The following is a 25,624-nucleotide window of genomic DNA, read 5'->3' on the forward strand; positions in this document are numbered from 1 at the left end:
AAAATAAGAGAATACCCCTAATTTCCATCCCGATATTTCGCTACAATACCCTAGTGGTTTGTAATAAAATAACACTCAAATAAACGCAGCATGCGGAGAAGTAATCAATGTCAGCAATAGGTCGTATTCACTCATTTGAATCTTGCGGAACCGTCGATGGACCTGGTATCCGTTTTATTGTTTTTCTGCAAGGTTGCTTAATGCGCTGTCAGTACTGTCATAACCGTGATACATGGGATACTCATGGTGGTCGTGAAGCTACGGTAGACGAACTTATGCATGAAGCGAAATCATACCGTCACTTTATGAATTCATCTGGCGGCGGTGTTACTGCTTCTGGTGGCGAAGCAATGCTTCAACCTGAATTTGTTCGTGACTTTTTCCGTGCTGCGCAAGCTGAAGGGATCCATACCTGCTTAGATACCAACGGTTATATTCGCAAACATACTGATGTGGTTGATGAAGTGTTAGACGCAACGGATCTTGTGATGCTAGATCTTAAGCAAATGGATGATGGTGTTCACCAAAATCTGGTTGGTGTTTCCAATAAACGCGTACTCGACTTTGCTCGTTACCTGCACCAACGCGGTCAAAAAACTTGGATCCGTTATGTTGTTGTTCCGGGTTACACCGATGACGAACATTCTGCACATCAACTTGGTGAGTTCATAAAAGATATGGACAATATCGAGAAGATCGAACTACTTCCTTACCATCAACTCGGTGAGCACAAGTGGGAAGCTATGGGCTTTGAATACCCGTTAGCTGGTGTGAAACCACCGAAAAAAGAAACCATGGAAGCGATTAAAGAAATCCTTTCTAGTTATGGCCATAAAGTGATGTACTAATCCACTTAACGAAAAATACAAAAAAGCGAGCATTAGCTCGCTTTTTAATACGCGTTAAACGGTAACTATCTTAACGGGATAATGGCAAAATAATCGTCAAAAAGGTGATAAAAAATAACATAATGCCAATTGAAAGTGGGGCTGTATGTTTCAACGTAGTCACTGGCTCGTTCATTGATAGCTTCCTTTAATATTTTTAATGATTTTGATATATATCAAATTTTAAAGTGTAATGATGAATAAACACACAGCCAATATTGCAACCAGAGTTTACAGTATTCACCAAATTCATCTTCATACTTCTACTCTATATATCGATATACTGCTTCTGCTCTAGTGACTAAATAACCACTTTCTTATTCTTTTATTACCTATCTCTAAAACGCATTCAATAAATCTTATATACGGTACAAAACGCAACCAAAAACAGCAGCAATTTATAACAACAAAAATAAAATTAACCATGATAAAATGATGGTATAAAAGAAAAGCAAACGATTGCGTCACTATATACATCTTTATCTATAGTATTTAAAACCAACACCATCAATATCACGCAGATACGCATGATTTCCACTGTGAGGATATAGCCTATATGAAAAGCGACATCGATATTTGCCGTGACACCCTACTCTCTCCGATTGAAGGCATTGCCAAAAAAGCGGGTATTCAACCACAGGAACTGACACCGCAAGGTTCATTAAAAGCAAAAATAAAACCTGCCATTTTGAATCGGTTATCGGATCAAGCAGAAGGGAAACTGGTGGTCGTTACTGCGATTACACCAACCCCACTAGGAGAAGGAAAAACCGTTACAACAATTGGTTTAGCACAAGGGTTAGCAAAAATTGATCGCTCAGTAATGGCTTGTATTCGACAGCCGTCAATGGGACCTGTCTTTGGCGTAAAAGGTGGCGCAGCGGGCGGCGGTTATAGCCAAGTCGCACCAATGGATAAGCTAAACCTTCATCTTACGGGTGATATTCATGCGGTTACGGCAGCGCATAACCTTGCAGCTGCTGCAATTGATGCTCGCTTATATCATGAATCACGTTTAGGTTATGATCTATTCAGTGAAAAAACGGGATTACCTGCGCTACGTATCGACATTAATAACATCACTTGGAAACGCGTGATGGATCATAATGATCGTGCTTTGAGAATGATCACCATCGGTCAAAATGAACCAGATAAAACCATTAATGGTTTAGAGCGCCATGACGGCTTTGATATCACAGCCGCCTCTGAACTCATGGCTATTTTAGCACTTGCCGATGATCTCCATGATATGCGTAAACGCATTGGCCGTATTGTCGTCGCTTATGATCTTGATGGTAACCCTGTAACTACAGAAGATCTGCAAGTAGCAGGAGCCATGACTGTCACTCTCTGCGATGCCATTGAGCCCACCCTAATGCAAACGTTAGAAGGCGTACCCACTCTTATCCACGCAGGTCCTTTTGCCAATATCGCGCACGGAAATTCATCTATTATTGCAGACAAAATCGCATTAAAACTCAGTGACTTCACCATTACTGAAGGTGGCTTTGGCTCTGATATGGGATTTGAAAAAGCCTGTAATATTAAAGCCCAGCAAGCAAAAAGAGGCCCTGACTGTGCCGTTGTTGTGGCAACATTGCGTGGCTTAAAAGCCAACTCTGGTCTTTATGATTTACGTCCAGGACACGCTTTACCTGACGGTATTTTTGCCAAAGACAATGATGCGCTGGTTGCAGGGTTTGAAAACCTGAAATGGCATATCAGTAATGCCGCCCGTTATGGTGTTCCCGTTGTTGTCGCAATTAACCGTTTCCCACAAGATACAGATGAGGAATTAGCGCAACTACAAGCAATGATCAAAGCAGAGAGCTTTGACACTTTTGTAGACGTTGCTATCAGTGAAGCCTTTGGTAAAGGCGGTGAAGGGGCGATTAAACTCGCAGAGTGTGTGGTAAAAGCCTGCCAACATAAAGCAAACTTCACTCCTTTATATCAACTAAACCAGCCATTAGAAGAAAAAATAATGGCTGTGGCTGAAGTAGGATATGGGGCTAGTCATGTAGCGTTATCAGAGGTAGCTCAGCAACAATTAGTCAAATTTAAAGCTCTAGGGTTTGATGAGCTGGCTATTTGTATGGCAAAGACACCGCTATCTATTTCAACCGACCCTAGTATTAAAGGGGCACCAAAAGGCTTTACCGTCCCAGTACGTGAATTAAAATTGTGTGCAGGAGCTGGATTTATTTATGCTTTATGCGGCAATGTAATGACAATGCCAGGGTTACCTGAAAAGCCCGCATTTATGAATCTTGATATCGATGAGAATGGCAATATTATCGGCTTAAGCTAACAACGGCTAAAGGTTAACAATAAAAGGTTGTTGTTGCTTAACGTATTCAATAACAACCTGTTAAACGACGCTATCTTATACTTGCCCGAATACAGAGATAGCTATATTACTTTAACGATATCACTCGACAATAACCAAAAAAAAAAGACCTTAAAATAAATATGGCTTTTCATTTTTAATAATATACTGTAACAAAAAAAGATGCCCATATGGTGTCAGATCAATTTATTTTATACCTAACCTGCTACTCTCAATGGCAGAAAATAAAATATTAATGAGGCTAACTCAAATGGAAATGACCCACGCTCAACGCTTAATTTTATCTAATCAGTACTACTTGATGTCAAAACTGACACCTGAAAACGCAGCACATTATCGTCGCCTTCAAACCATTGTTGAACGTGGCTATTCATTACAAATGCGTGAACTAGATAAAGACTTTGGTGATTTACCTGAAGATGATTGCCGTCAAGTTATCGATTTTATGGAGATGTACCACGCTCTCCAAGAATCGTTTAATCTTGAAGATTGTCGTTGCGATGGTGCCAAAGATATTGATCAACGCCGATTACAATTCCTTGGTTTTGATGCTGCCACTGAAGCACAGCTTGTGCATTACGTCCGCTTCCTCGTTGATGATGAAGGTTTATATCCTCAATTTGAGAAAACAGAACATCGCTTCAATAGCCAAGTCCCAATGCTAGAAAAATACCAACGTATGCTAAAAGTATGGCGCAACTGTCCACGCCAATACCATTTATCTTGCAACGAAATTCAGCAAATAATCACAGCGTAAATTTTCATTCAGCCCTAAAAAACCGAGTCTATGCTCGGTTTTTTTATGGCATGATATATTTACCTTTGTCCCGATTAATAGCTATAAAACGCTCATAACATACCATATACACCTCTTTTTTGTGAACTATACCGTAAATTGCTATTGATATAAGGCATGAATTGTTACTAAATGGTATAGCTACATTCCTAATTATCTAAAAGTATAAAAATTTAGTCGAGATACGCTAGGGATTACGGATTAACATGGTACGCTTCTTTTCCTTCCTCTTTTTTTTCGCCACGCCAGTACTTGCCCAACCGACTCAGAATTTAATCGTTCTAACGACATTTTCAGAATCTGTACTAAACCCGATCGTTAAACAATTTAAACAGCAGTATCCAGAAAGCGAAGTTAGAGTCATTGTACGACGTGAAGAATCAGGGCTTCGGTTATTGCAACAGAACAACCATGATATTGATATTATCATTTCATCATCACCAACCTTCTTCCAGCCTCTAATCAATAGCCAAAAGTTATTACCGCTTCATGAAACTACAATTAGAAAAACGCCTCAGCAACTTTCACGTAATGTTTTTTCCTTCGGCCACACAGGATTCGGATTACTGTGGAACAATAACTATTTAAATAAGAATAAGTTACCAATTCCTAGCCGATTAAAGGATTTGATAAAACCTTATTACTATCGTCACATTAGTATTAGCAGTCCTTATCGTTCAGATACCACCCATTTAATGATTGAAAATATATTGCAGCAATATGGCTGGGTTGAAGGTTGGCGATTGCTCTATCAAATTGGAGGAAACCTAGCGTCAGTGGAAACCAGTGCGTTTTCACTCAGTGAGGCTATCTCTCGCGGTTTAATTGGAATAGGGCCGGTTGTTGATAGATATGCACACACTTATAAAAAACAATTTTCATTTGTTGATTTTAGCTATCAACCACAAAGCGCTTTATTACCCCATTATGTAGCCATGGTAAAAAACAGCCACCATTCACAATTTTCGAGAGATTTTGTGAGTTTATTACTTTCACAAGAATGCCAAACCAAATTAACAATTGACGGGCAACTCGCCAATAATGGTGATATTGGCCGAGATGAGTTTATTAAAAAGACGTTTAATGTTGCATCGCTAGATTACGATGTCATTCAGCAACGTTCAGGCTTAGTAAAGCACCTTTTTGAACAAACGATTAGTAGTCAACTTCCTCAACTTAACCAAGTATGGCAATTGCTGCATTCGATTGAAGCTTCATCAAATAAACTAACAAAACAACAACATGCTGATTTTCTTCATGCGAAACACTTAGCTTCTACCTCACCGATTGGCGTAGATGATTTAAAAAATAAGATATATCATGAGTTACCGCTATTTAGAGATAACCCGCAAGTTGATTATTTTAGACAGCAATGGCGGGGAAAAATGGCAGCACAACTTGAGCAAGCCATCGCATTAAGCCAAAAGATTATTAACGGGAATCCGGCATTGCAATGATCCGCTATATCAACAAGAAAACCATTGGTAGTCGCCTTATTATGGCGATTATTTTGATGGCATTTCTCACCATTACAGTCAGCCTTATTGCTGTCATCAACTGGGAAAAACTCAGCACACAAATTGAAACGATTACAGATAACAATATGCCAACCTTACAGGCAAGTTATCAGTTAGAACGCAACACCGCTGAGCTACAGGCAACATTGAATAACTTGGGCCAAAATACCAACCCGCTCAAGCATGAAACCATTAAAAACAAAATCACACATATTCTCGATAATATAAGCTTAGCCATTAATAACATTGCTAACCTACACTATTACCCCGCAATAAAATCAGGTCAACAAACCCTTGTTAAACAAATAGATAATTACACAACACTGTTACAACAGAGAAATAGTGGCTTGTTTACCTTAAAGCAGACAGAAAACAGCTTAAAATGGATCCATCACGATCTTATTGATGAACTGACACCACTACGCCAAGAAGTTGAGTGGAAACTCAATAACATGAACCGTCACGGAATTAAAAAAGACGCCGTTCAACTTGATGTTGTTAACAACGTTATGAATGAATTCTCATTAATTCAATCGATCACCATTAAAGAAAATGAGCTTCATCAATTAGTCGAAGAGATCGTTCAACAACGCAAAAATAGAGACATTGAAAACGCCTTTAATTTTATTGGTCATAAAATTACCGAGCTTAATGCTATTAGTAAGAATATTAGTAATTATCCTTCAGCCGTTCCATTTCGCCAATTATTAGAGAGATTTACCACAATCTTAAAACCAGGTGGTCAACTCGAACAACAACTAAAGCGGGATGTCGTTTTAGGGTTGCAAATAGACCGAGCTAAGCTGGATATTAAACAGCGCCTCTATCAGCAAGAAGAAATGATCCAAACATTGGTTGAACATGCAGATAACTCTCTTAAAAAACTAAATGATGAAACACATAGCGCTATTTTTCTGAGTAACACCATGTTATTTGGCGTTGTCTTTATTACTATCATACTCACTATTTTTCTCTCGGTTTACCTTGTCGGTAACGGTATTGTGAATCGCTTAAATTTATTAAGTAAAGATTTATACGCGGTTGCAAAAGGCGATCTTAATGTAAAAATTGCAACAACAGGCGAAGATGAGATAGGCATGCTTGGCGAAAACCTGCGTGACTTCTGTCAGCAAATGCAAGATATTCAAACCACCAATGCCCTTAACCTAATCAATAACACTCAGGCGAGCATCATCACTTGTAACATGCTAGGTGTAGTTGAATCTGTCAATTTACAGGCGCTAAAGCAATTTAACTTTGATCGTATAAGCCAACACCAAACATTATGGGATTTATTTGATAGCTCAGTATCTCATAAACTGATCCAACTCTTTGATCAAAAAAGCCCATTAAGACAATTAGGTGCCTATAAACTCACGGTTACCTTTAGTACAGACCAAAATAGCATCTTCTATCTCAGACTCGATTTTCGCGTATTCAAACAAGGTAATCAGGATAAAGTCATAATCACTATGACTGATATTACAGAACAAGAAAAAACCACCCGTTGGCTTGAAAGTAAGGTCACGGAAAAAACGCAATCATTGATATTAAGAAACCAACAACTAAAAGCAGAAATAGAAGATCGCAAACGTATCGAAGGGGATTTAATCGCCACTCAAGATGAATTAATCCAGGCGGCTAAAATGGTCACGGTTGGTCAAACCATGACATCACTCGCTCATGAGTTGAACCAGCCTCTTTCTGCTATTTCGACACGTCTATTTAGTGCGAAACTTGCAATTGATAACAAAAAATATGAAAAATTACCGGATAATATCGAAAAGATAGATGATTTAGTGATGCGTATGAGTAAACTGATCACTAGTTTACGTAATTTTGCAAAAAAACAGTCAGCAACGAATCCGTTAACGCGAGTTGATATTCAAGACTCGATCAAGCAAGCTATCGTCATCGTTGAAAGTCGCGCAAAAGTACAAAAGACAACCATAACAAACACCATTACCACACCGCTTTTTGTACAAGCCGATCAGGTACAACTTGAACAAGTACTGGTAAACCTACTGGTTAATAGCTGTGATGCTGTTGCTAGCTGTGAAGAACGCCAAATAACAATTCTTCAGCTAGAAAGCACAAAAAAAACTATCAGGATTGCAGTTTTAGATAGCGGTAATGGCTTTAGTCATGACATTATTGAGAAACTATTCATACCTTTTACGACAACAAAAGATGTTGGTCTTGGTCTAGGATTAAGCATCTGTGGTTCAATTATGACAAGGTTAAAAGGTAACATCTTCCTCGCTTCTGGTCTCACAGGTGGAGCGATGATTGTTTTGGAGTTAAAAAAAGATGATGAGTGATGAAATAAATGTACTGATTGTCGATGACGATCAAGATGTATTAGATGCCTACCAAGAGTTATTAGAGTTGTCAGGCTACAATGTAGCAACTGTTCAAGACTCAACCAAAGTAATTAATATGTTAAGTCATAATTGGTCTGGAGTGATTGTAACAGATATGTACATGCCCGGTTTAGATGGCATGGAACTATTAGAAAAAGTTCAAGATTTTGATAACGAAATTCCTGTCATTATCGTAACGGGTCATGGTGATATTCCAATGGCTGTTGACGCACTTAAAAAAGGGGCGATTGATTTTTTACAAAAGCCATTACAGCCTAACGAACTGATAAAACTATTAGAAAAGCATCTACCTCAGCGTAAAAAGATCATTGAACAGCGTAAAACATTGCATAATACCGCCACCGAGTTACTTCTCGGTGAGAGTCCATTGATTGTAAAAATACGCGAACAATTAAAACTGGTTGTTAATTCAACCAAGGATGCCTTAATTGAAGGTGAAAACGGCACGGGGCGTCATACCGTTGCTAAAATTCTGCATAAGAATAGCCCACTTCATCAAGGCCCGTTTATCGAGGTTGATGGCTCAAGTATTACTTGTACCCCCGATCTTCAACGTAGCATGATTTCAGCTCGCAGCGGGTGTTTGTGTTTAAGTAATCCACACATTATGCCAATCGAAAGCCAGCAATGGTTATGTCGTTTCTTATTAGAACAAGAGCGACAAGGTAAAAAAGAAGTGCGTTTACTTGCTCTATTCACAGGCTCACCTGAACCATCGGTGGAAAGTGAGCAGTTTTTACCTGAACTATTTTATTTTTTAAGCCAAGTACGTTTTAGTCTGCCGACACTGCGTCAACGTAGTAGCGATATTACCTTTATTTTTAAACACTACTTAAAACAGAGTTGTAAAAAACTTAATAAAGCATTACCTGCTATTGATAAAGCCTACATCAACACACTCTGTCGCTATGAGTGGCCAGGGAATGTCTTAGAGCTTAAAAACGTTGCAGAGTTATATGCCATTGGCATTGTGAAATTAGCCGGACAAGAGCGTTCTAAACCCCTTGAGCAAATGAGTAGCCCACTGGATGATTTAGTTGATGGCTATGAAAAACAAGTCATTGAAGATGCGCTATACCTGTTTGCAGGACGTATTAATGAAGTATCATCATATTTGCAAATCCCACGTAAAAAGCTTTATCTAAGAATGAAAAAGCATGGACTTGATAAAGCCGAATATAAAGTAAGACCAAGCCATTAAGCAGGTCTGCTCATCAATACTCCTTGAATAGAAGCCTTCTCTCGCGAAGGCTTTTTACTATCAGAACAAAAATACGTTAGCGACAACCCACAATAAGCATTACACTTAGCGGCTGTTTTTCCGCTTTGGTTTACTCTTATGTCCTATCAATGTCCTCTATGCCATGAGTCGCTTCTTCTTGACGCTCATAGCGAACAACCTAAAACCTACCGTTGTTGTAATAATCACCAATTTGATTTGGCAAAAGAAGGCTATGTGAATCTCATGCCTGCTCACCATAAAAGCTCTAAAAATCCTGGTGACAATAAAGAGATGATGCAAGCTCGTCGCCTATTTCTCAATACAGAACATTATCAACCACTGCGTGATGCCGTCATTGCACAACTTGCATCACTTCTCCCTGATGGTGCGACTGAACTACTTGATATTGGTTGTGGTGAAGGCTACTACACCTCTGAATTTGTAAAACTACGCCAACAATTTCCTGCACTTTCCGTCCATGGTTTAGACATTTCAAAAGTTGCAGTGAAATACGCCGCTAAGCGTTACCCTGAATGTGATTTCTGTGTTGCATCAAGTCACCGTTTACCCTTTGCCGATCAATTATTTGATGGTGTAGTCCGTATTTATGCGCCATGTAAAGGTGAAGAGTTAGAACGCGCCATCAAACCCGGTGGAATTTTAGTGGCTGTGACCCCTGCACCCCGCCACTTATATCAATTAAAAGCATTAATTTATGATGGTGTACGCCTTCATGATGTCCCCGTTGAAACGATTCCTGGCTTTGATCTGGTTGCCGATGAGCAACTACACTACGACATGACATTAAGCGGTGAAGAAGCCACGGCATTGATGCAAATGACGCCGTTTGCTTGGAAAACATCAGAGCAAGTATGGCAGCAATTAGCTAACGCCAATAATTTCCATTGTGAGGCAGATTTCGCAATCCGCGTATATCGCCGCCAGTAACACTGTATTAATGCGAGTTATTACCATACGCAATTGATAATAACTCGTATTAACTATATTATTTATTATTGTTGTGAATTTTGCTTATTTTTAATCAATAAGCTCACTTTCAGGGATATCAATAATGAATAAATGGCTCGCTTTGAGTTTTAGCTTTGCCACACTTTTAACAGGTTGTGCATCTAACACCTCCGATATAACATCTTCGTCTTCAGCAAACCTAACCACGCTATACGACTACAGCATTACATCACCAAATGGAAAGACCTTAACAGTCGATCAATTAGCAACAGAGCTAAAGAATGCTGATATTATCTTAGTTGGTGAGTGGCATAGCCATCCTGCAGCTCACCTATTACAAAGCCAATTATTCGCTGCGTTATACCAACAAAATCCACAATTAACCTTATCAATGGAGCAATTCACCCGAGATAAACAAGCTGTTGTTGATCAATATCTTGCAGGTAAGATTGGTGAACGAACATTGGTATCGGAAGGTAATGCGTGGCCAAACTACGACAGTGATTACCGTCCGCTGGTTGAATTTGCCAAGCAGAATAACTTAGACGTGATTGCCGCTAATGCGCCAAAAAGTATTGTACGCTGTATTAGTAAAAATGGGCCTGAGTACTTAAATAAACTGCCACCATCAGAGCGTTCATGGATTGCACACTCATTGACTCTTAATAAAGATGCATATCAAACCAAATTTTTAAACTCAATGCATCACGGCAATGAAGAGCAAAACCTACGTATGTTTGCCGCACAAACCGCGTGGGACGATACTATGGCAGAAAGTATGGTCACGTATTTGAACACGCATCCAAATAAACAAATCATTCATGTCGCAGGTCGTTTTCATACCATGGAAGGACTGGGTACGGCTTCTCGCATTAAAGCGCGTAATCCCAATTTAAAAGTCGCACTTGTCACCCCAATAACAGCTTCAGAACTACTCTCTGATAATGCTCTAGATTATAAGGTTACTATGGCATCGCTTCCTGTTCGTTACGTACAAAAAGAAAAACAGAACAAAGCAATGATGGATATGATGAAAAGAAACAAGGATTTGAAGTGTTATAAATAACTTAAAGCAGTAAATTACCATAGCCCAGATAGAGCAGAACCCCATCGGCGGCCAAGCAGTTGGGGTTCTTAAGGGAGATAACAGCTATATCTCTTAGTAGCCATATTATAATGCCATAGCAACCTTTCTAATACCTGAACGGCATATCCATTCCGCCCATTTGATAGGTAAATGGCAACATAACTTTCATTAACATCCATAGCGAAAAACAGTGTAGATACTAATAATCCTCTATGTATTTTTTATGACAGCTATGTAGATATTTAGTTGCACTTTTTCGTTATTTTTTTTGAGAAAACTTTTTAAGACCACATTTCACTTTCTTTCCCCGAACGAAAAACACATGAAATCTTATCTCTGCCATCGCTACCCATCCCAAATTAAAGTAAAATAGAAAAAATACAGCTCTCCCAATTTTGAGCCAAAGAAAACTAGGAAAACCATGAAAAAAACATTTGCTTTAACCCACCCTAAAAAAGCTGTTCCTCGCGTTGTTGAAGCAGTGAAGTTTGAAGTTAAGAAATACCTACGTCGTGAGCGTAACAAAGCACTTCCTGCTGGCGCTGACTTTTGGGATTTTGATTGTAAGTTTGGTCATACCGAGCAAGAAGCCAAAGTTATTCATGTAAAAGAAATCAACAAGTACATCGATGAAGCTGAAAAATTAGAACTGCCATCCTTATACTTAGAAATTCTGGCAAAGCCTGCAACACGCGCACAACGTCCAGATTTTGATTTTGACGAAGAATAATTACATAACGTTTTAGGTTAAACCCTTTACGATAAAAGAGTCACTAAGGTGGCTCTTTTTTATAAAAAGAACAAACCTTCAAATATCATGAAATTTAAATAACCTTTTATTTAAAACATATTTAAAAAGCGATAGAAAACTAATATTGCTATGATATAAAAACCCAACAAAAACATTTGAAATCAATAGGTTAAATAAAATAACAACTCAGAAGCGGCATATTTAAACGTTGTATTTTATCCCCATAGATTAAGATAAATAAATATATCGGTCTTTGTTAACTGTCGCTGTAAATACAAAAGTAATACGCATAGAAAAGCGGCCTCGGTATATAAGATGAGAGCTCACGCTAAATAGTGGCAAAATATTTAGAAAACGAACGGTAAAATATTTAACGAAAAAAAAGCAGCTCATTAGGCTGCTTTTGTACGTTACATATCTCTGATTAGAACCAGCGTTCTAATGCACTACGGTCTAATTGCTTAAATGCGCGGCTGAGTACATCAGCAAGTTCTTGGTAGCGAGGTTGTGATTTTTTCGGTTGCATCGCATAACCTTCACTGACAATTTTCTGGTAGATCTCGCTGTACCATTTCGCCAGTGATGGTGGGAGTACGGTTTGGCTACGTTTACCTAGCCACCATAAACCTTGTAATGGCATCGATAACGCCAATAACGCAATGGCAACAGCTTGCGGCATGCCTGCATAATTATGAAATACCATTTGGGTCAAAATACTAATAGCAGCGACGGCCGGCATCACCTTAGTGGCAAACTTTGTTGCTTTGATATAGCGATGTTCAGGAAAAACAGCAGCCAGCTCTTTACGCATTGGCCATGTGCTCATGTAATGCTGACCGTCTTGGAAATACTTCCACTTTGTTTGTTGAGTCATAAAGCACCATTTATCAAAAAAAAATATAATCTTTAAAATTTTTAAGCAATAAACTTGATTAAAATTAAATTTATCTAAAAATGTTTTTGTTATATTGCTTAACAATCGCTATCCTAAGCACGCCTAAAGGTAATTGTTGCTGTTAATGGTATTAACTGCAAGTTAGGCACCCTCAAGGATGAACCAGAATTGCAGGTAACTCAATTCAAATACTCAAGAATGAGCACGAATTTCACCCTGACTAGACCGATAAATATATCATCGTCTATTCTATGGGTACTTTTTTATTCAAAAATGAATATCAACTTTCAGACAGATTATAGGTAGTCACTCTCATGTCTAAGCTGGTTTTAGTTCTAAACTGCGGTAGTTCATCTCTTAAGTTCGCAATCATCGATCCTGTATCAGGTGACGAACACCTTTCAGGTCTAGCAGAATGTCTAGGTCTTCCTGAAGCACGCATCAAGTGGAAACTTGATGGCAAGCACGAAGCACAACTAGGTGAAGGCGCGGCTCACGAAGAAGCTCTAGCATTCATGGTTGATACTATCCTTGCTTCTAAGCCTGAGCTTAAAGAGAACCTAGGCGCTATCGGTCACCGTATCGTACACGGTGGCGAGCAGTTCTCTGCTTCAGCTCTAATCGACGATGTTGTTCTTCAAGGTATCGTAGATGCGTCTGATTTCGCACCACTACACAACCCTGCACACGTTGTTGGTATCGAAGCTGCTAAACACAACTTCGCTGATCTTAAGAACGTAGCGGTATTCGACACGGCTTTCCACCAGACTATGCCTGAAGAAGCATTCCTATACGCTATCCCTTACAACCTATACAAAGAAAACGGTATCCGTCGCTACGGCGCACACGGTACTTCTCACCGTTTCATCGCTCGTGAAACAGCGAAACTTCTAGACAAGCCTCTTGATGAGCTAAACATCATCAACTGTCACCTAGGTAACGGCGCATCTGTATGTGCTATCAAAGGCGGTAAATCTGTAGATATCTCTATGGGTCTAACTCCTCTTGAAGGTCTAGTAATGGGTACACGTTGTGGTGACCTTGACCCAGCAGTTATGTTCCACCTACACGATCGTCTAGGCATGAGCGTTGCTGAAATCAACACAATGTTCACTAAAGAGTCTGGCCTACTAGGTCTAACTGGTGTGACTTCTGACTGTCGTTTCGTTGAAGAAAACTACGGCGTTAAAGAAGAAGCAACGCGTGCAATGAACGCATTCTGTCACCGTCTTGCTAAGTACGTAGCTAGCTACGCTGCAAACATGGATGGTCGTCTAGACGCTATCGTATTCACAGGCGGCATCGGTGAGAACTCTGCTCCTATCCGTGAAGAAGTACTTAAGCGTCTATCTATCTTCGGTATCGAAGTAGACAGCGAAGCAAACCTTAAAGCACGCTTCGGTAACGAAGGTGTTATCACTTCTGCAAACAGCCGCATCCCTGCAATGGTTGTTTCTACTAACGAAGAGTTAGTAATCGCAGAAGATACAGCGCTTCTAGCTGAAATCTAATCTAACGATTATCTTAACGGCTGGCTTTAAGTCAGCCGTTTCTTCATGACATCCCGTCATGTTCTCATGTGGTATTGTTCTATAGTTATTCTACTAATTAAAATGAATTGTTATTGAACAGTGCTTTATCATTCAATAGTTTGAGGAATTCATAGTGTCCCGTACTATTATGCTTGTTCCAGTTGGCGCTGGCGTTGGTCTAACAAGTGTTAGCCTTGGTGTACTTCGTGCAATGGAACGCAAAGGCGTTCGCGTTTCTTTCTTTAAGCCTATTGCGCAACCGCGTAAAGGTGGCGATCAGCCAGATCTAACAACAACAATTATTAGTGCTAACAGCGATATGAAAATTGCTGAGTCATTCTCAATGGCAAGCGCTGAAGAATTGATCCGTAACGACAAAACTGATGTTCTTCTAGAAGACATTGTTGCACGCTTTAAAGCGGCAACAGCAGATGCTGACGTAACGCTAATCGAAGGTCTAGTTGCTACTCGTAAGCACCCTTTTGCAAACCAAATCAACTTTGAAATTGCAAAAACGCTAGATGCTGAAATCGTGTTCGTTGTATCTCCAGGTACTGATAACCCAGCTCAACTTAAAGAGCGTATTGAAGTAGCATGTTCTAACTTCGGTGGTATCAAGAACAAGCAAATCTCTGGTGTTATCGTTAACAAACTTAACGCACCAGTTGATGCTGAAGGCCGTACGCGTCCAGATCTTTCTGAGATCTTTGATGACGTAGAAGGTACTGTTCCTTCAAATGTTGAAATCATGCAAGTGTTCAACTCAAGCCCAATTCGTGTACTAGGTTGTGCACCTTGGAGCGCAGAGCTTATCGCTACACGTGCAACTGATATTGCTCAGCACCTAAATGCTGAAATTATCAATGCAGGTGACATCGAAACTCGTCGTATTAAGAGCATCACTTTCTGTGCACGCTCTATCCCTAATATGGTTGAGCACTTCCGTCCAGGTTCACTACTCGTCACTTCAGCTGACCGTCCAGACGTAATCGTTGCAGCATGTCTTGCAGCAATGAACGGCGTAGAGCTAGGTGCACTACTTCTAACAGGTGGTTACGAACTACCAAAACCTGTTATGGATCTATGTGAGCGCGCATTCGCGACTGGTCTTCCAGTCATGACTGCTCAAGGTAACACTTGGCAGACTTCTCTAAATCTACAGAGCTTCACACTAGAAGTACCTGCAGACGATAAAGAGCGTGTAGAGCTAGTTAACGAGTACATGGCAAGCCACATCGACGGTAACTGGATTGAGTCTCTAACTGAAGGTTCAAACCGTGAGCGTCGTCTAAGCCCACCAGCATTCCGTTACCAGCTAACTGAGCTAGCTCGTAAAGCGGCTAAGCGTATCGTTCTTCCTGAAGGTGACGAGCCACGTACAGTTAAAGCTGCGGCTATCTGTGCTGAGCGCGGTATCGCGGAATGTGTGCTTCTAGGTAACCCAGATGAAATCCGTCGCGTTGCTGAGCAGCAAGGCGTCGTTCTTGGTGCTGGCGTAACTATCATCAACTCTGACGAAGTACGTGAAAACTACGTGGCTCGTTTAGTTGAGTTACGTGGCGCGAAAGGTATGACTGACGTTGTTGCTCGTGAGAAGCTACAAGATTCAGTATTCCTAGGCACAATGATGCTTGAGAACAACGAAGTTGACGGTCTAGTGTCTGGTGCTGTTCACACAACAGCAAACACTATCGTTCCTCCGTTCCAAATCATCAAGACTGCACCAGATGCATCTATCGTATCTTCTGTATTCTTCATGCTACTACCAGACCAAGTATTGGTTTACGGTGACTGTGCGATCAACCCAGATCCAACAGCTGAGCAACTAGCTGAAATCGCTATCCAATCTGCAGATTCTGCAAAAGCATTTGGTATCGACCCACGTGTTGCTATGATCTCTTACTCTACTGGTGAATCTGGTAAAGGTGCAGACGTAGATAAAGTACGTGAAGCAACGAAGATCGCTCAAGAGAAACGTCCAGATCTAGTGATCGATGGTCCTCTTCAGTACGATGCTGCAATCATGGAAAACGTAGCTGCTTCTAAAGCACCTAACTCTCCAGTAGCAGGTAAAGCAACTGTATTTGTATTCCCAGACCTAAACACGGGTAACACAACATACAAAGCGGTACAGCGTTCAGCAGATCTAGTATCTATCGGTCCAATGCTTCAGGGTATGCGTAAGCCAGTTAACGACCTTTCTCGTGGCGCACTCGTAGACGATATCGTTTACACAGTTGCACTAACTGCGATTCAGGCAGAACAAGCTTCAGCTAAGTAAGTTTTAATACTTATTTAATCGACTGATAAAACGCTCCAATACATGTCTTCAATTTTTATTGAAATGTGTATTGGGGCGTTTTTTATTACTGGAATAAGGTGTTTTAACCCTTTATGCTGGCAAGCTAATTAACGGTTAAGGACAACCTGTTAGCATGGATTTTCTCAACTCTCTCGGGCTATTTATTGGCTCATTGATCTCCAATACCCTCGCATCACTCTCTGGTGGCGGCGCAGGCTTAATTCAATTTCCTCTACTTATCTTTCTTGGCTTACCTTTTAGCATCGCTCTTGCGACCCACAAAGTGGCGAGTGTGGCATTAGGTGTTGGTGCAGCCATTAAACATTTACGTCAAGGCACACTGTCGTTGAAATTTACACTCTATGTGATCCTTACAGGCGCAATAGGTGTGATTATTGGCGCAAACCTGATCCTCTCTTTTCCTGAAAATATCGCTGAGGCTGCACTCGGTATGTTAATACTCAGTCTTGGTATTTATTCAATGATGAAAAAAGAGCTAGGACAAAATGAAAACGCTATTCATCGCGACATAAAAGGGATGATCATTGGTGGGCTAGGCTTAGCCATTATTGGGGTATTAAACGGCTCACTTACCGCCGGAACAGGGCTATTTGTTACCTTATTTTTAATCCGTTGGTTTGGCTTTAACTACAAACAAGCGGTAGCACTAACCTTGGTGAGCGTTGGGCTATTTTGGAATGGAATTGGCGCTATCGCAATTTACCAAGCAGGCGCACCGATTTACTGGCCTTGGATCCCCTTACTATTACTCGGTTCATTACTAGGTGGTTACTTAGGGGCGCACCTTGCTCATCAAAAAAGTAATCAACTCATTAAACGTTGCTTTGAAGCCCTGACTTTTATTATTGGCTTTAAGTTACTTTTCTCAGCTTTCTAGTCCACGTTATTTAAGGAGTATTTCATGGATAAAGCGATCATTGATATCTACTACTGCCGTCAATGCAATTGGATGCTACGCTCTACATGGATGACCCAAGAGCTACTGCATACTTTCAGTGAAGAAATCCAAACCATTAGCCTTCATCCAGACACAGGTGGTCGTTTTGAAGTTCACTGTAATGGTCAGCTTATTTGGGAACGTAAAGCCGATGGTGGCTTTCCAGATGCGAAACAACTAAAGCAACGTATTCGTGATGTTATCGACCCAGAGCGCGATTTAGGCCATGTAGATCGCCATAGTAAACCATAAACGATAATACCTCGTTTCAGATACAATAACGCCCTGAATGTGCTTTCTCTATTAAGTGGCTTTGCGCTTAAAACCAGAGAGCTGCATTCAGGGCGTTACTTTTATCAATTAAAAATTAGATCTGGGTGTGTACCAGTACTTCACCGTCAAAGCTGATCACAGATAGCTGATTACCATCTAATAAGCCATAACTTGCAGGTAACCCATTACGAGGAATCGCGACAGAGCCTGGGTTAAACACAAATAGCTCATCTTTTGCTTCTGCAACAGGAATATGAGTATGTCCCGATACAATCACATCACCAGCACGTAAACGAGGATGTTTATTGGCGTTATACACGTGACCATGCGTTAAAAAAAGACGCTGTCCTGTTGGCAATAACACAAGGTTGTAATCTGCCATAATAGGGAACTCAAGTAGCATTTGGTCGACTTCGCTGTCGCAGTTACCGCGTACCGCCGTAATACATTCGCCATAGCGATTTAACAGCTCAGATACCTTGATAGGATTGTACCCTTCAGGTAATGGATTACGCGGGCCATGATTTAAAATATCACCCAACAGAATTAAGTGCTCTGCACCACTTTGTTCAAAAGCAGCAATCATCTTTTCAGCACTCGCTAAAGAGCCATGAATATCAGAGGCAAAAAATAATTTCATAATCAAAAACCTGTCATTAATCCAGATTCGAAGTCTACTCGTAGTCTTATCAAATTTCCATGTTAGCGATACTGATATCTCACCACAAAATGCAACCAAGTGCTTATGCGTGCATAATATTCGTGATAATTCTCTTACGTCACAATATTAAGATAATGGATTTTAAGTCTCTCGTTATACTGATAATTTAACTGATATAGAATGCTGATATATAATAGAAATAAGCAACACATCAAAGCTTAGATGATGACTGATAATGGAATAACGACATGAATATTTTAATGACAGGCGCAACAGGTTTTATCGGACGAGCACTGATTCCTCATTTCAATCATGATCACGTCACCATACTTACACGTAACCCGACTCGTGCTTACAATCAACTCGGTCATCATATCCTCGCCGTTGATAGCCTAGATAGCTTCGACAATTTCGACCAATTTGATGCTGTTATCAACCTTGCGGGTGAGCCGATCATCAATAAGCGTTGGAGTGACAAACAAAAAGAGAAAATCTGTCAAAGTCGTTGGGATATTACCCAGCAACTCGTTGATAAAATTAAAGCCAGTCGTCATCCTCCGCATACTTTTCTTAGTGGTTCTGCGGTGGGCATTTATGGTGATAACCAAGATAAAACCATTGATGAATCCATCCCGCTTGATATTAACGATAACGACTTTGCCCAGAACGTCTGTTACCGCTGGGAGCAAATTGCTCTTGAAGCCCAATCAGAACAAACCCGTGTGTGCTTGATCCGCACAGGTATCGTACTTGGCAAACAAGGCGGTGCATTGGCGCGCATGTTACTGCCTTATCAACTAGGATTAGGCGGAAAAATGGGTGATGGTAAACAATACTTTCCTTGGATCCATATGCAAGACATGATCAAAGGCATTCTATTCTTACTTAATCACCCAGAAGCCCATGGCGCATTTAACTTTACAGCGCCAACACCGGTGACGAATAAAGTGTTTAGCCAAACCTTAGCCGCAACTTTAAAGCGCCCACACATTTTATTCACCCCTGCTTGGGTTCTAAAACTAGGGCTTGGGGAATCAGCGCAACTATTGCTTGATAGCCAACGTGCACTGCCAAATAAATTACAGCAAGAAGGGTTTAACTTTAGCTTCCCTTGTATTGAGCAAGCATTGAAGCAGACTTTGTGTGATTAAGAGAAACAAAAACAGGGCTGAAGGGCCCTGTTTTTGTTTATATACACTCATACTGTAACGAATTATTTCAAGCTTCTTGTTTAAAACCATATAAGCCACCATATGTATATATGGTTAGGTTTTATGGAAATTAAAATGTCTTGCGCAATAAAAATAAATAATGGCAGTAATTGCTCCATCATTAATGTAGGAATCGTTGGCTTTAGTGTTGGTATTGACGCTGAAAATTCAGATAACCTTCTACTTCAAGGGGTAAACTTTGAAAAATGTGATATAGGTTTACGAGGAAAAAAATTAAGGTACTTAAAAGCACAAAACTGTACACATACAAGAAATGAAACACCTTTTAATAGTTCTCTCAAAGAATGCTATCAATATTACTTTTCGTATACCCTTTTGTACTTAAATATATTTAATTACTCCCCATATGAATGAGGCTTAATATGACTAGACCAATGTTTGATTTAGAAGACTGTGAAGATGCGGTTTTAATTGATAACAAAACTACTTCAAATCAATTTATTAAAGCTAGAAACTGCCCACGTATTCACTTAGAAAAGAATGAGGCAGGCTTAAATGAACTATCAAAACTAGGTTTGCCAATTGAGGCTCTAACTGAAGAACAAATAAATGAAATAGTCTCAGAAATAATTAATAGAAAAGGTAATTTTTCAACTACTGATAATAGCTGGTTATCCAATGCAGCAGTATTTGCAACATTAGCAGCTGACATAAAATGTACTATTCTCGGAGTTCTTACAGCAACAGGGATAACTTGCTATAAAACAATCAAAGAAAAAATTAAAACTAAATAAATACATCTATTCTTAACTACGAAAAGCCACCAAATCATAAGTAGTGTGGCTTTTTTAAATCAAAGCTAATTCAAAATCTCTCTATATTGATATCAAACAATTCAGTTTCAACTATAAAACCTAACCTATTTCACGTTTAACTAATCTTTCCTTTAATGGTGGCATTGACGATATACGACCTTTTTTGATGTCAGATTCAGCAAAACTTAACATCTTCATTATAGCTATTGCTTGCTCACGTCGTTCATATTCTCCATAATAAATCACAGCATAAGAATGTTTCTCATTCTTGGTAATTATCAATGTCTCATCTAATGAAAGATGGTCAGCATTTTTCTTCAGGAAGTTTACAGTCTCAATCATCACTTACCTTCCTTCTTTAAACTTAGAAGAACATTTCTTAATTTAAAGTCTACACTCCATCACCTTAACGGCAACAGCAGCTTCTTGATCTGCGATCGTGACACTAAATACACCAACCCTATTGCCAGCACAGGTAAGCCTATCCACATTAATGGATGCAAGGTAAACGGCAGTTCAAAGCCTTTCACCACCAGCAAACCAACAACAAATTCAGCGCCAATCGCTGCGATAATGCCAGCCAATAACGCAATAATGCCGTATTCAAACCACAAGGTAGCAGCGATGCGTTTACGGCTGGCACCGAGTGTGCGATAAAGCTGAATTTCGGTTTGACGCTCTGAAATACTCAAGCGTAACAAAGTCATAATGAGTAGTAATCCACTCAAAACACCTAAGCCAGCTAATACCGTAAGTGACCAACTCACTTGGGCTAATAAAGCTTGAATGCGTGTTGCCATCATACGTAAATCAAGCACACTCACCGTTGGATAATTACTGGCTAAGGTATTAAGTAAATCGCTTTGCTGATCATTCACTCTAAAACTCACTAACCATGTAGCAGGAAACGACTGCAATACATCTGGGGTGAAAATGAAGTAGAAGTTCGGCTTCATATTACGCCATTCCACATCACGAATGCTGTTTACTGTGGCGTTAAACTCTAGCCCACCAATGGTAAAAGCCAGCTTGTCACCCAATGCAATGTTTAAGCGTTTCGCAATGCCAGATTCCACTGAAACACCTGAGCTACTTCCCCATTTACCTGCAATCACCTCATTATGACTCGGTAAGCTTTCCGCCCATGTGAAGTTAAGCTCTCGTCTTAATGCAGGATCGCGTTCTGGACTATTGTCGGAAGTAATCTCTGCAGCTACGCCACTTTGGCTTTCATCTTCCGTTGAATAAAAGCGTTGCTCATTAATCGCGACCAATCTTCCACGGGTCACAGGATAACCTTCAGAACGGGCTAATTGATTCGCATCTAAATAATCTAAATAGGCTTGTTGTTGATCTGGCGCAATATTAATTGCAAACACATTAGGCGCATCAGCAGGTAAGGTATTTTTCCAATCCGCGAGTAGCTCGTTACGTAATAATCCAATCACAGCTAATAGCATTAACGAACACGTCAATGCCGCCAATTGCGTCGCGGTCTTCGCTTTACTACGATTGACACGGCTTAACGCCAATGCATAAGCAGAGCCAAGCTTAATCTTCTTCAGTAAAGCGATGGCAGCAAGGCCAACTAAAGCCAGTAACACTAACAATGCCACCATGCCCAATAAGGTCAGCCAAACAAATACATTGCTACCAATCCACCATACTGCTGAAAAAACAGGGAAGATCAACAACAACCATATAGCTGAGAACTTAGACGTCGGAGTCTGGGTTGCTTGCACCGTATTCATTGCAGAAGCATTCACTAAACGAGAAAGCGGAATACCCAACGCTGGCAATGAAATGAAAAGAGCAAGCAGTAAGCTGATCACTAATGGCGCAAACCCAATAGCCGGTAATTCATCAGGTAACAACTGTTGCAGTGGATAGCGCAGTAACCATTCGAGCCCAAAACCCAATAGCAAACCAACACCAATCGCGACTGAGAACACAACCGCTATTTGTTGTAATAACCATCGCCATAAAAAACGACGACTGGCGCCAAGGCTCTTCATCATTGCGACTGACGTGATCCGCGTCGATGCATAGTGCTGACATGTAAGTACTAAGGTTGCTGATGCCATGAGTACTACCAGCACTAAAGTCAGTGATAGGTATTGCCTTGCTCGTTCAATAAAATCACCACTGCGCCCTGCATCGTTTTCAGTTAACCAGCGTTGGCTTGGGGTTAACTTCATCGTTTCACGAATATCAGCAAGATCAGGATCGGAGCCGGAAAAATAGTAGCGATAGCTGATCCTGCTACCTTCTTGAATTCCACCAATGTCAGCAATGTCTTTATTGTTGATCAATACTGCTGGCATTTGGCTAAAAGGGTTAAAAGACAGCTCAGGATCTTCTAAGATTCTCCCACTAATGGTTAGCTCCCCATCCCCCAGCATGAGTGTATCGCCCTCTTTGACATCCAGCAGCGAAAATAAGCGTTCTGATAACCACAACTCACCGGGGCTCACATGATGGTGCACAGACTTATCAGCCGCTTGTAATCGTAAATCGCCACGCAATGGAAATTTCGCATCAACCGCTTTAACGCTGACTAACTGCATACCGTTATCGCTAAATGCCATGGTACCAAAGCGAGTTTGCTGTGAAGTGGTGATCTTATTGGTTGATAACGGTTGTAAATCTACCGCTTGCGATGACTTCAATACCATATCTGCCGCTAACGCAGAGCGACCTTGCGAAACTATGATCCCTTCAACACGGCTTACCAATGCCGATAACGCAAACACACAAGCAATGATTAAACTCAGTGCCAAGGTAACTAGCCACAACTGACCTTGTCGTATTTCACGCCACGCCCAACGTAAAAAGAACGGACGTTTTTTCATCGAAAGTGAATCACTCTGCATGACGTTCATCCCTCGCGAGTTTGCCGTTATCTAATCGCATAATTCGATCGCAACGAGCCGCTAATGTATCGTCATGGGTGACAAGCACCAGTGTTGTGCCACTGTTTTTATTAAGCTCAAACAACAGCTCAATAACCATGGCTGCGGTATGCTGATCGAGGTTTCCTGTTGGCTCATCAGCAAACAAGATTTTAGGTTTGATCATAAATGCACGGGCTAGCGCGACGCGTTGCTGTTCACCACCGGATAACTGACTCGGTAAGTGGGTTTCTCGCCCTTTCAAACCAACAACAGCAAGCAATTCTTTTGCTCGCTCAACATCCACCTCATTATCTTGGATCAAACACGGTAACGTGACGTTCTCGAGTGCATTTAAGGTTGGTAGTAACAGGAAATTTTGAAACACGAAACCAATAGATTCACTACGTAATTGAGCACGTTGTTCATCATCTAACGTAGAAAGGTTATGACCAAGTAACTCTATTTCACCTTGTGTTGGTACATCGAGCCCCGCCAGTAATGTCATCAAGGTTGATTTACCCGCGCCAGAGACACCGACAAGGGCAATAGACTCTCCTTGCTCGACCTCAAGCGAAACATCCTGCAAAATAGTCATAGGCGACAAGGTAGTCGTGACTTGTTTTGAAACAGAGTGTGCCTTAATTACGGAGACAGACATGATACGAATCCTTTCATTGTTGATGCTGGTGTTTTCATCCACCGCATTGAGTCAAACACTGTTAGTTCTTGGCGATAGCCTCAGTGCTGGTTATCAGATGCCAGCAGAGAAAAGCTGGCCTGCACTACTGCCGCCACTGTTAGAACAGCAAAAACAACCAACGACCATTGTGAATGCGAGTATCTCTGGCGATACCAGTGGTAATGGGTTGGCACGATTACCAGCATTATTGGAACAACATAAGCCTGATTTTGTTTTAATCGAATTAGGTGCGAATGATGGCTTACGTGGGTTTCATCCTAAAATATTACGTAATAACCTTAGCCAAATGATCAATGAGATCCAAAAAGTGGGATCACAGCCACTATTAATGCAAATTGAAGTCCCACCCAATTATGGGAAACGTTATAACGAACTGTTTCGTAATACTTACCCATCATTAAGTGAAGACACCAATGTGCCTTTATTGCCGTTTTTTCTTATCGATATTATTGTAAAGCCAGAATTAATGATGAAAGATGGCCTTCACCCAACCGCACAAGCACAGCCGCTGATCGCTCAATTTATGGCAAAGCATCTTCAACCTTATCTCAACAAGGAAAGCTCACAGTGACACAATCTATTTTAATGACAGGGTGTAGCTCTGGTATTGGCTATTACTGCGCAAAAACACTGACCGAGCAAGGCCTTAACGTTGTTGCTAGTTGTCGAAAATCAGAGGATGTAGAAAGGCTCAATCAAGAAGGTATTCGTTGCGTTCAATTGGATATCACTTCAGAGTCATCCATCACAGAAGGTTTAAGCCAAGCACTAGCCATCACTGGCGGAAAATTAGATGTGTTATTTAATAATGCCGCTTACGGACAACCCGGCGCATTAGAAGATTTACCGACCTCAGCTCTACGTGAACAATTTGAAGCGAATTTCTTTGGCTGGCACGAGCTAACCAAGCAAGTCATCCCACTGATGCTTACCCAAGGTCACGGTAAAATTGTACAAAACAGCTCAGTACTGGGATTAGTCGCCATGAAATATCGCGGCGCATATAACGCCAGTAAATTTGCAATTGAAGGCTATACCGATACCTTACGTTTAGAGTTAGACAATACGCCGATTAGTATTTCTTTGATCGAGCCAGGACCAATTGAAAGCCAATTTCGCGCTAACGCAAAACGCATGTTTGAACGTCATATTGATATGAACAACTCTCGCCATTATGACAACTACCAAGACACCCTCTCTCGCCTTGGTAAAGAAAAGGTGACCAACAAATTTACTTTAAACCCTGATGCAGTATTACGACCACTATTGGACATCATTAATAGCTCTCGCCCAAAATCACGCTATTACGTGACACAACCGACTTATATTTTTGGTTTTTTACGTCGTATCCTACCAACAAGATTTCTTGATAAGTTACTGATAAAAAGCAATTAATAAAGAAGAAACCTGCTTAAAACCCATCGCTTTTAGGCAGTTTTCTCACCTTATAAAAGTGGTG

23 protein-coding genes are annotated in these 25,624 nt (G+C 40.6%); 18 read left to right on the forward strand and 5 right to left on the reverse strand.

Annotated elements, in window-relative coordinates:
* The first annotated feature begins 107 nt into the window (after nt 1-107).
* The 9 genes from pflA to C9J46_RS11020 all read left to right on the forward strand — a co-directional run bounded on the left by pflA (nt 108) and on the right by C9J46_RS11020 (nt 11,942).
* Nucleotides 108-848: a pyruvate formate lyase 1-activating protein gene (gene pflA, locus C9J46_RS10980; protein ID WP_107206011.1), complete on the forward strand. Its 741-nt coding sequence runs from the start codon at nt 108-110 to the stop codon at nt 846-848.
* Nucleotides 849-1,443: 595 nt separating this feature from the next.
* Entirely contained in the window at nt 1,444-3,198 is a 1,755-nt protein-coding gene (locus C9J46_RS10985) for a formate--tetrahydrofolate ligase (protein WP_107290887.1), read from the forward strand.
* Between the two features lie 289 nt (nt 3,199-3,487).
* Nucleotides 3,488-3,994, forward strand: a complete 507-nt coding sequence (locus tag C9J46_RS10990; RefSeq protein ID WP_107206009.1) for a YfbU family protein — start codon at nt 3,488-3,490, stop codon at nt 3,992-3,994.
* Nucleotides 3,995-4,239: 245 nt separating this feature from the next.
* On the forward strand, nt 4,240-5,490 hold the full coding sequence (locus C9J46_RS10995; protein WP_107206008.1) for an ABC transporter substrate-binding protein: 1,251 nt from the start codon (nt 4,240-4,242) through the stop codon (nt 5,488-5,490).
* Nucleotides 5,487-7,871 (forward strand): ATP-binding protein, encoded by a 2,385-nt coding sequence (locus C9J46_RS11000; RefSeq protein WP_107206007.1) that lies wholly within the window; start codon nt 5,487-5,489, stop codon nt 7,869-7,871. Before C9J46_RS10995 ends, C9J46_RS11000 begins: the two co-directional genes overlap by 4 nt.
* Entirely contained in the window at nt 7,861-9,135 is a 1,275-nt protein-coding gene (locus C9J46_RS11005) for a sigma-54 dependent transcriptional regulator (protein ID WP_107206006.1), read from the forward strand. The genes C9J46_RS11000 and C9J46_RS11005 overlap by 11 nt, the downstream gene beginning before the upstream one ends.
* A 138-nt stretch (nt 9,136-9,273) precedes the next feature.
* Nucleotides 9,274-10,104, forward strand: a complete 831-nt coding sequence (gene rlmA / locus C9J46_RS11010; protein WP_107247382.1) for a 23S rRNA (guanine(745)-N(1))-methyltransferase — start codon at nt 9,274-9,276, stop codon at nt 10,102-10,104.
* A 124-nt stretch (nt 10,105-10,228) separates the two neighbouring features.
* On the forward strand, nt 10,229-11,191 hold the full coding sequence (locus tag C9J46_RS11015; protein WP_107287711.1) for a ChaN family lipoprotein: 963 nt from the start codon (nt 10,229-10,231) through the stop codon (nt 11,189-11,191).
* A gap of 442 nt (nt 11,192-11,633) precedes the next feature.
* A complete protein-coding gene (locus tag C9J46_RS11020; RefSeq protein WP_105059635.1) occupies nt 11,634-11,942 on the forward strand; it encodes a DUF6172 family protein in 309 nt (102 codons plus the stop codon).
* A 445-nt stretch (nt 11,943-12,387) separates the two neighbouring features.
* Here C9J46_RS11020 and yfbV read toward each other — a convergent pair whose 3' ends face one another.
* Nucleotides 12,388-12,837, reverse strand: a complete 450-nt coding sequence (gene yfbV / locus C9J46_RS11025; protein ID WP_158259290.1) for a terminus macrodomain insulation protein YfbV — start codon at nt 12,835-12,837, stop codon at nt 12,388-12,390.
* Nucleotides 12,838-13,172: 335 nt separating this feature from the next.
* Between yfbV and C9J46_RS11030 the strand changes: the two genes are divergently transcribed.
* The 4 genes from C9J46_RS11030 (at nt 13,173) to C9J46_RS11045 (ending at nt 17,902) form a co-directional block, all read left to right on the forward strand.
* Nucleotides 13,173-14,369, forward strand: a complete 1,197-nt coding sequence (locus tag C9J46_RS11030) for an acetate kinase (protein ID WP_105059633.1) — start codon at nt 13,173-13,175, stop codon at nt 14,367-14,369.
* A 154-nt stretch (nt 14,370-14,523) separates the two neighbouring features.
* Nucleotides 14,524-16,671, forward strand: a complete 2,148-nt coding sequence (gene pta / locus C9J46_RS11035) for a phosphate acetyltransferase (protein ID WP_199187094.1) — start codon at nt 14,524-14,526, stop codon at nt 16,669-16,671.
* Between the two features lie 154 nt (nt 16,672-16,825).
* Complete coding sequence (locus C9J46_RS11040; RefSeq protein WP_107290888.1) at nt 16,826-17,590, forward strand: sulfite exporter TauE/SafE family protein; 765 nt, start codon at nt 16,826-16,828, stop codon at nt 17,588-17,590.
* Nucleotides 17,591-17,614: 24 nt separating this feature from the next.
* Complete coding sequence (locus tag C9J46_RS11045; RefSeq protein ID WP_107205999.1) at nt 17,615-17,902, forward strand: SelT/SelW/SelH family protein; 288 nt, start codon at nt 17,615-17,617, stop codon at nt 17,900-17,902.
* A gap of 115 nt (nt 17,903-18,017) precedes the next feature.
* On the opposite strand, the gene yfcE is transcribed toward C9J46_RS11045, so the two are convergent.
* Nucleotides 18,018-18,563 carry a phosphodiesterase gene (yfcE, locus tag C9J46_RS11050; RefSeq protein WP_107290889.1) on the reverse strand — a complete coding sequence of 182 codons (546 nt, stop codon included), beginning with the start codon at nt 18,561-18,563 and terminating at the stop codon, nt 18,018-18,020.
* 269 nt (nt 18,564-18,832) lie between these two features.
* On the opposite strand from yfcE, the gene C9J46_RS11055 reads away from it, so the two are divergent.
* From C9J46_RS11055 to C9J46_RS11065, 3 genes are all read left to right on the forward strand, one after another.
* The gene (locus tag C9J46_RS11055; RefSeq protein ID WP_107260042.1) at nt 18,833-19,735 is read left to right on the forward strand and encodes a TIGR01777 family oxidoreductase; all 903 of its coding nucleotides are present in this window, start codon (nt 18,833-18,835) and stop codon (nt 19,733-19,735) included.
* Between the two features lie 123 nt (nt 19,736-19,858).
* Complete coding sequence (locus C9J46_RS11060; RefSeq protein WP_233217744.1) at nt 19,859-20,170, forward strand: hypothetical protein; 312 nt, start codon at nt 19,859-19,861, stop codon at nt 20,168-20,170.
* Nucleotides 20,171-20,178: 8 nt separating this feature from the next.
* Entirely contained in the window at nt 20,179-20,550 is a 372-nt protein-coding gene (locus tag C9J46_RS11065) for a hypothetical protein (RefSeq protein WP_107290890.1), read from the forward strand.
* Nucleotides 20,551-20,670: 120 nt separating this feature from the next.
* Here C9J46_RS11065 and C9J46_RS11070 read toward each other — a convergent pair whose 3' ends face one another.
* Genes C9J46_RS11070 through C9J46_RS11080 form a run of 3 tightly spaced genes read right to left on the reverse strand, consistent with a single transcriptional unit; the run spans nt 20,671 to nt 24,123 of the window.
* Entirely contained in the window at nt 20,671-20,913 is a 243-nt protein-coding gene (locus tag C9J46_RS11070; protein ID WP_107290891.1) for a prevent-host-death protein, read from the reverse strand.
* Between the two features lie 59 nt (nt 20,914-20,972).
* Nucleotides 20,973-23,444, reverse strand: coding sequence for an ABC transporter permease (locus tag C9J46_RS11075; protein ID WP_107290892.1), 2,472 nt, complete (start codon nt 23,442-23,444; stop codon nt 20,973-20,975).
* Nucleotides 23,434-24,123 carry an ABC transporter ATP-binding protein gene (locus C9J46_RS11080; protein WP_107247375.1) on the reverse strand — a complete coding sequence of 230 codons (690 nt, stop codon included), beginning with the start codon at nt 24,121-24,123 and terminating at the stop codon, nt 23,434-23,436. The genes C9J46_RS11075 and C9J46_RS11080 overlap by 11 nt, the downstream gene beginning before the upstream one ends.
* Between C9J46_RS11080 and tesA the strand changes: the two genes are divergently transcribed.
* Both tesA and C9J46_RS11090 read left to right on the forward strand, forming a co-directional pair.
* Nucleotides 24,122-24,736, forward strand: coding sequence for a multifunctional acyl-CoA thioesterase I/protease I/lysophospholipase L1 (gene tesA / locus C9J46_RS11085; RefSeq protein WP_107205993.1), 615 nt, complete (start codon nt 24,122-24,124; stop codon nt 24,734-24,736). The genes C9J46_RS11080 and tesA overlap by 2 nt on opposite strands.
* Nucleotides 24,733-25,560, forward strand: coding sequence for an SDR family oxidoreductase (locus C9J46_RS11090; protein WP_107290893.1), 828 nt, complete (start codon nt 24,733-24,735; stop codon nt 25,558-25,560). The genes tesA and C9J46_RS11090 overlap by 4 nt, the downstream gene beginning before the upstream one ends.
* Nucleotides 25,561-25,624: the final 64 nt, after the last annotated feature.

Origin of the sequence: Photobacterium sp. GB-36 (assembly GCF_003026135.1) — a bacterium.
Lineage (GTDB): Bacteria > Pseudomonadota > Gammaproteobacteria > Enterobacterales > Vibrionaceae > Photobacterium.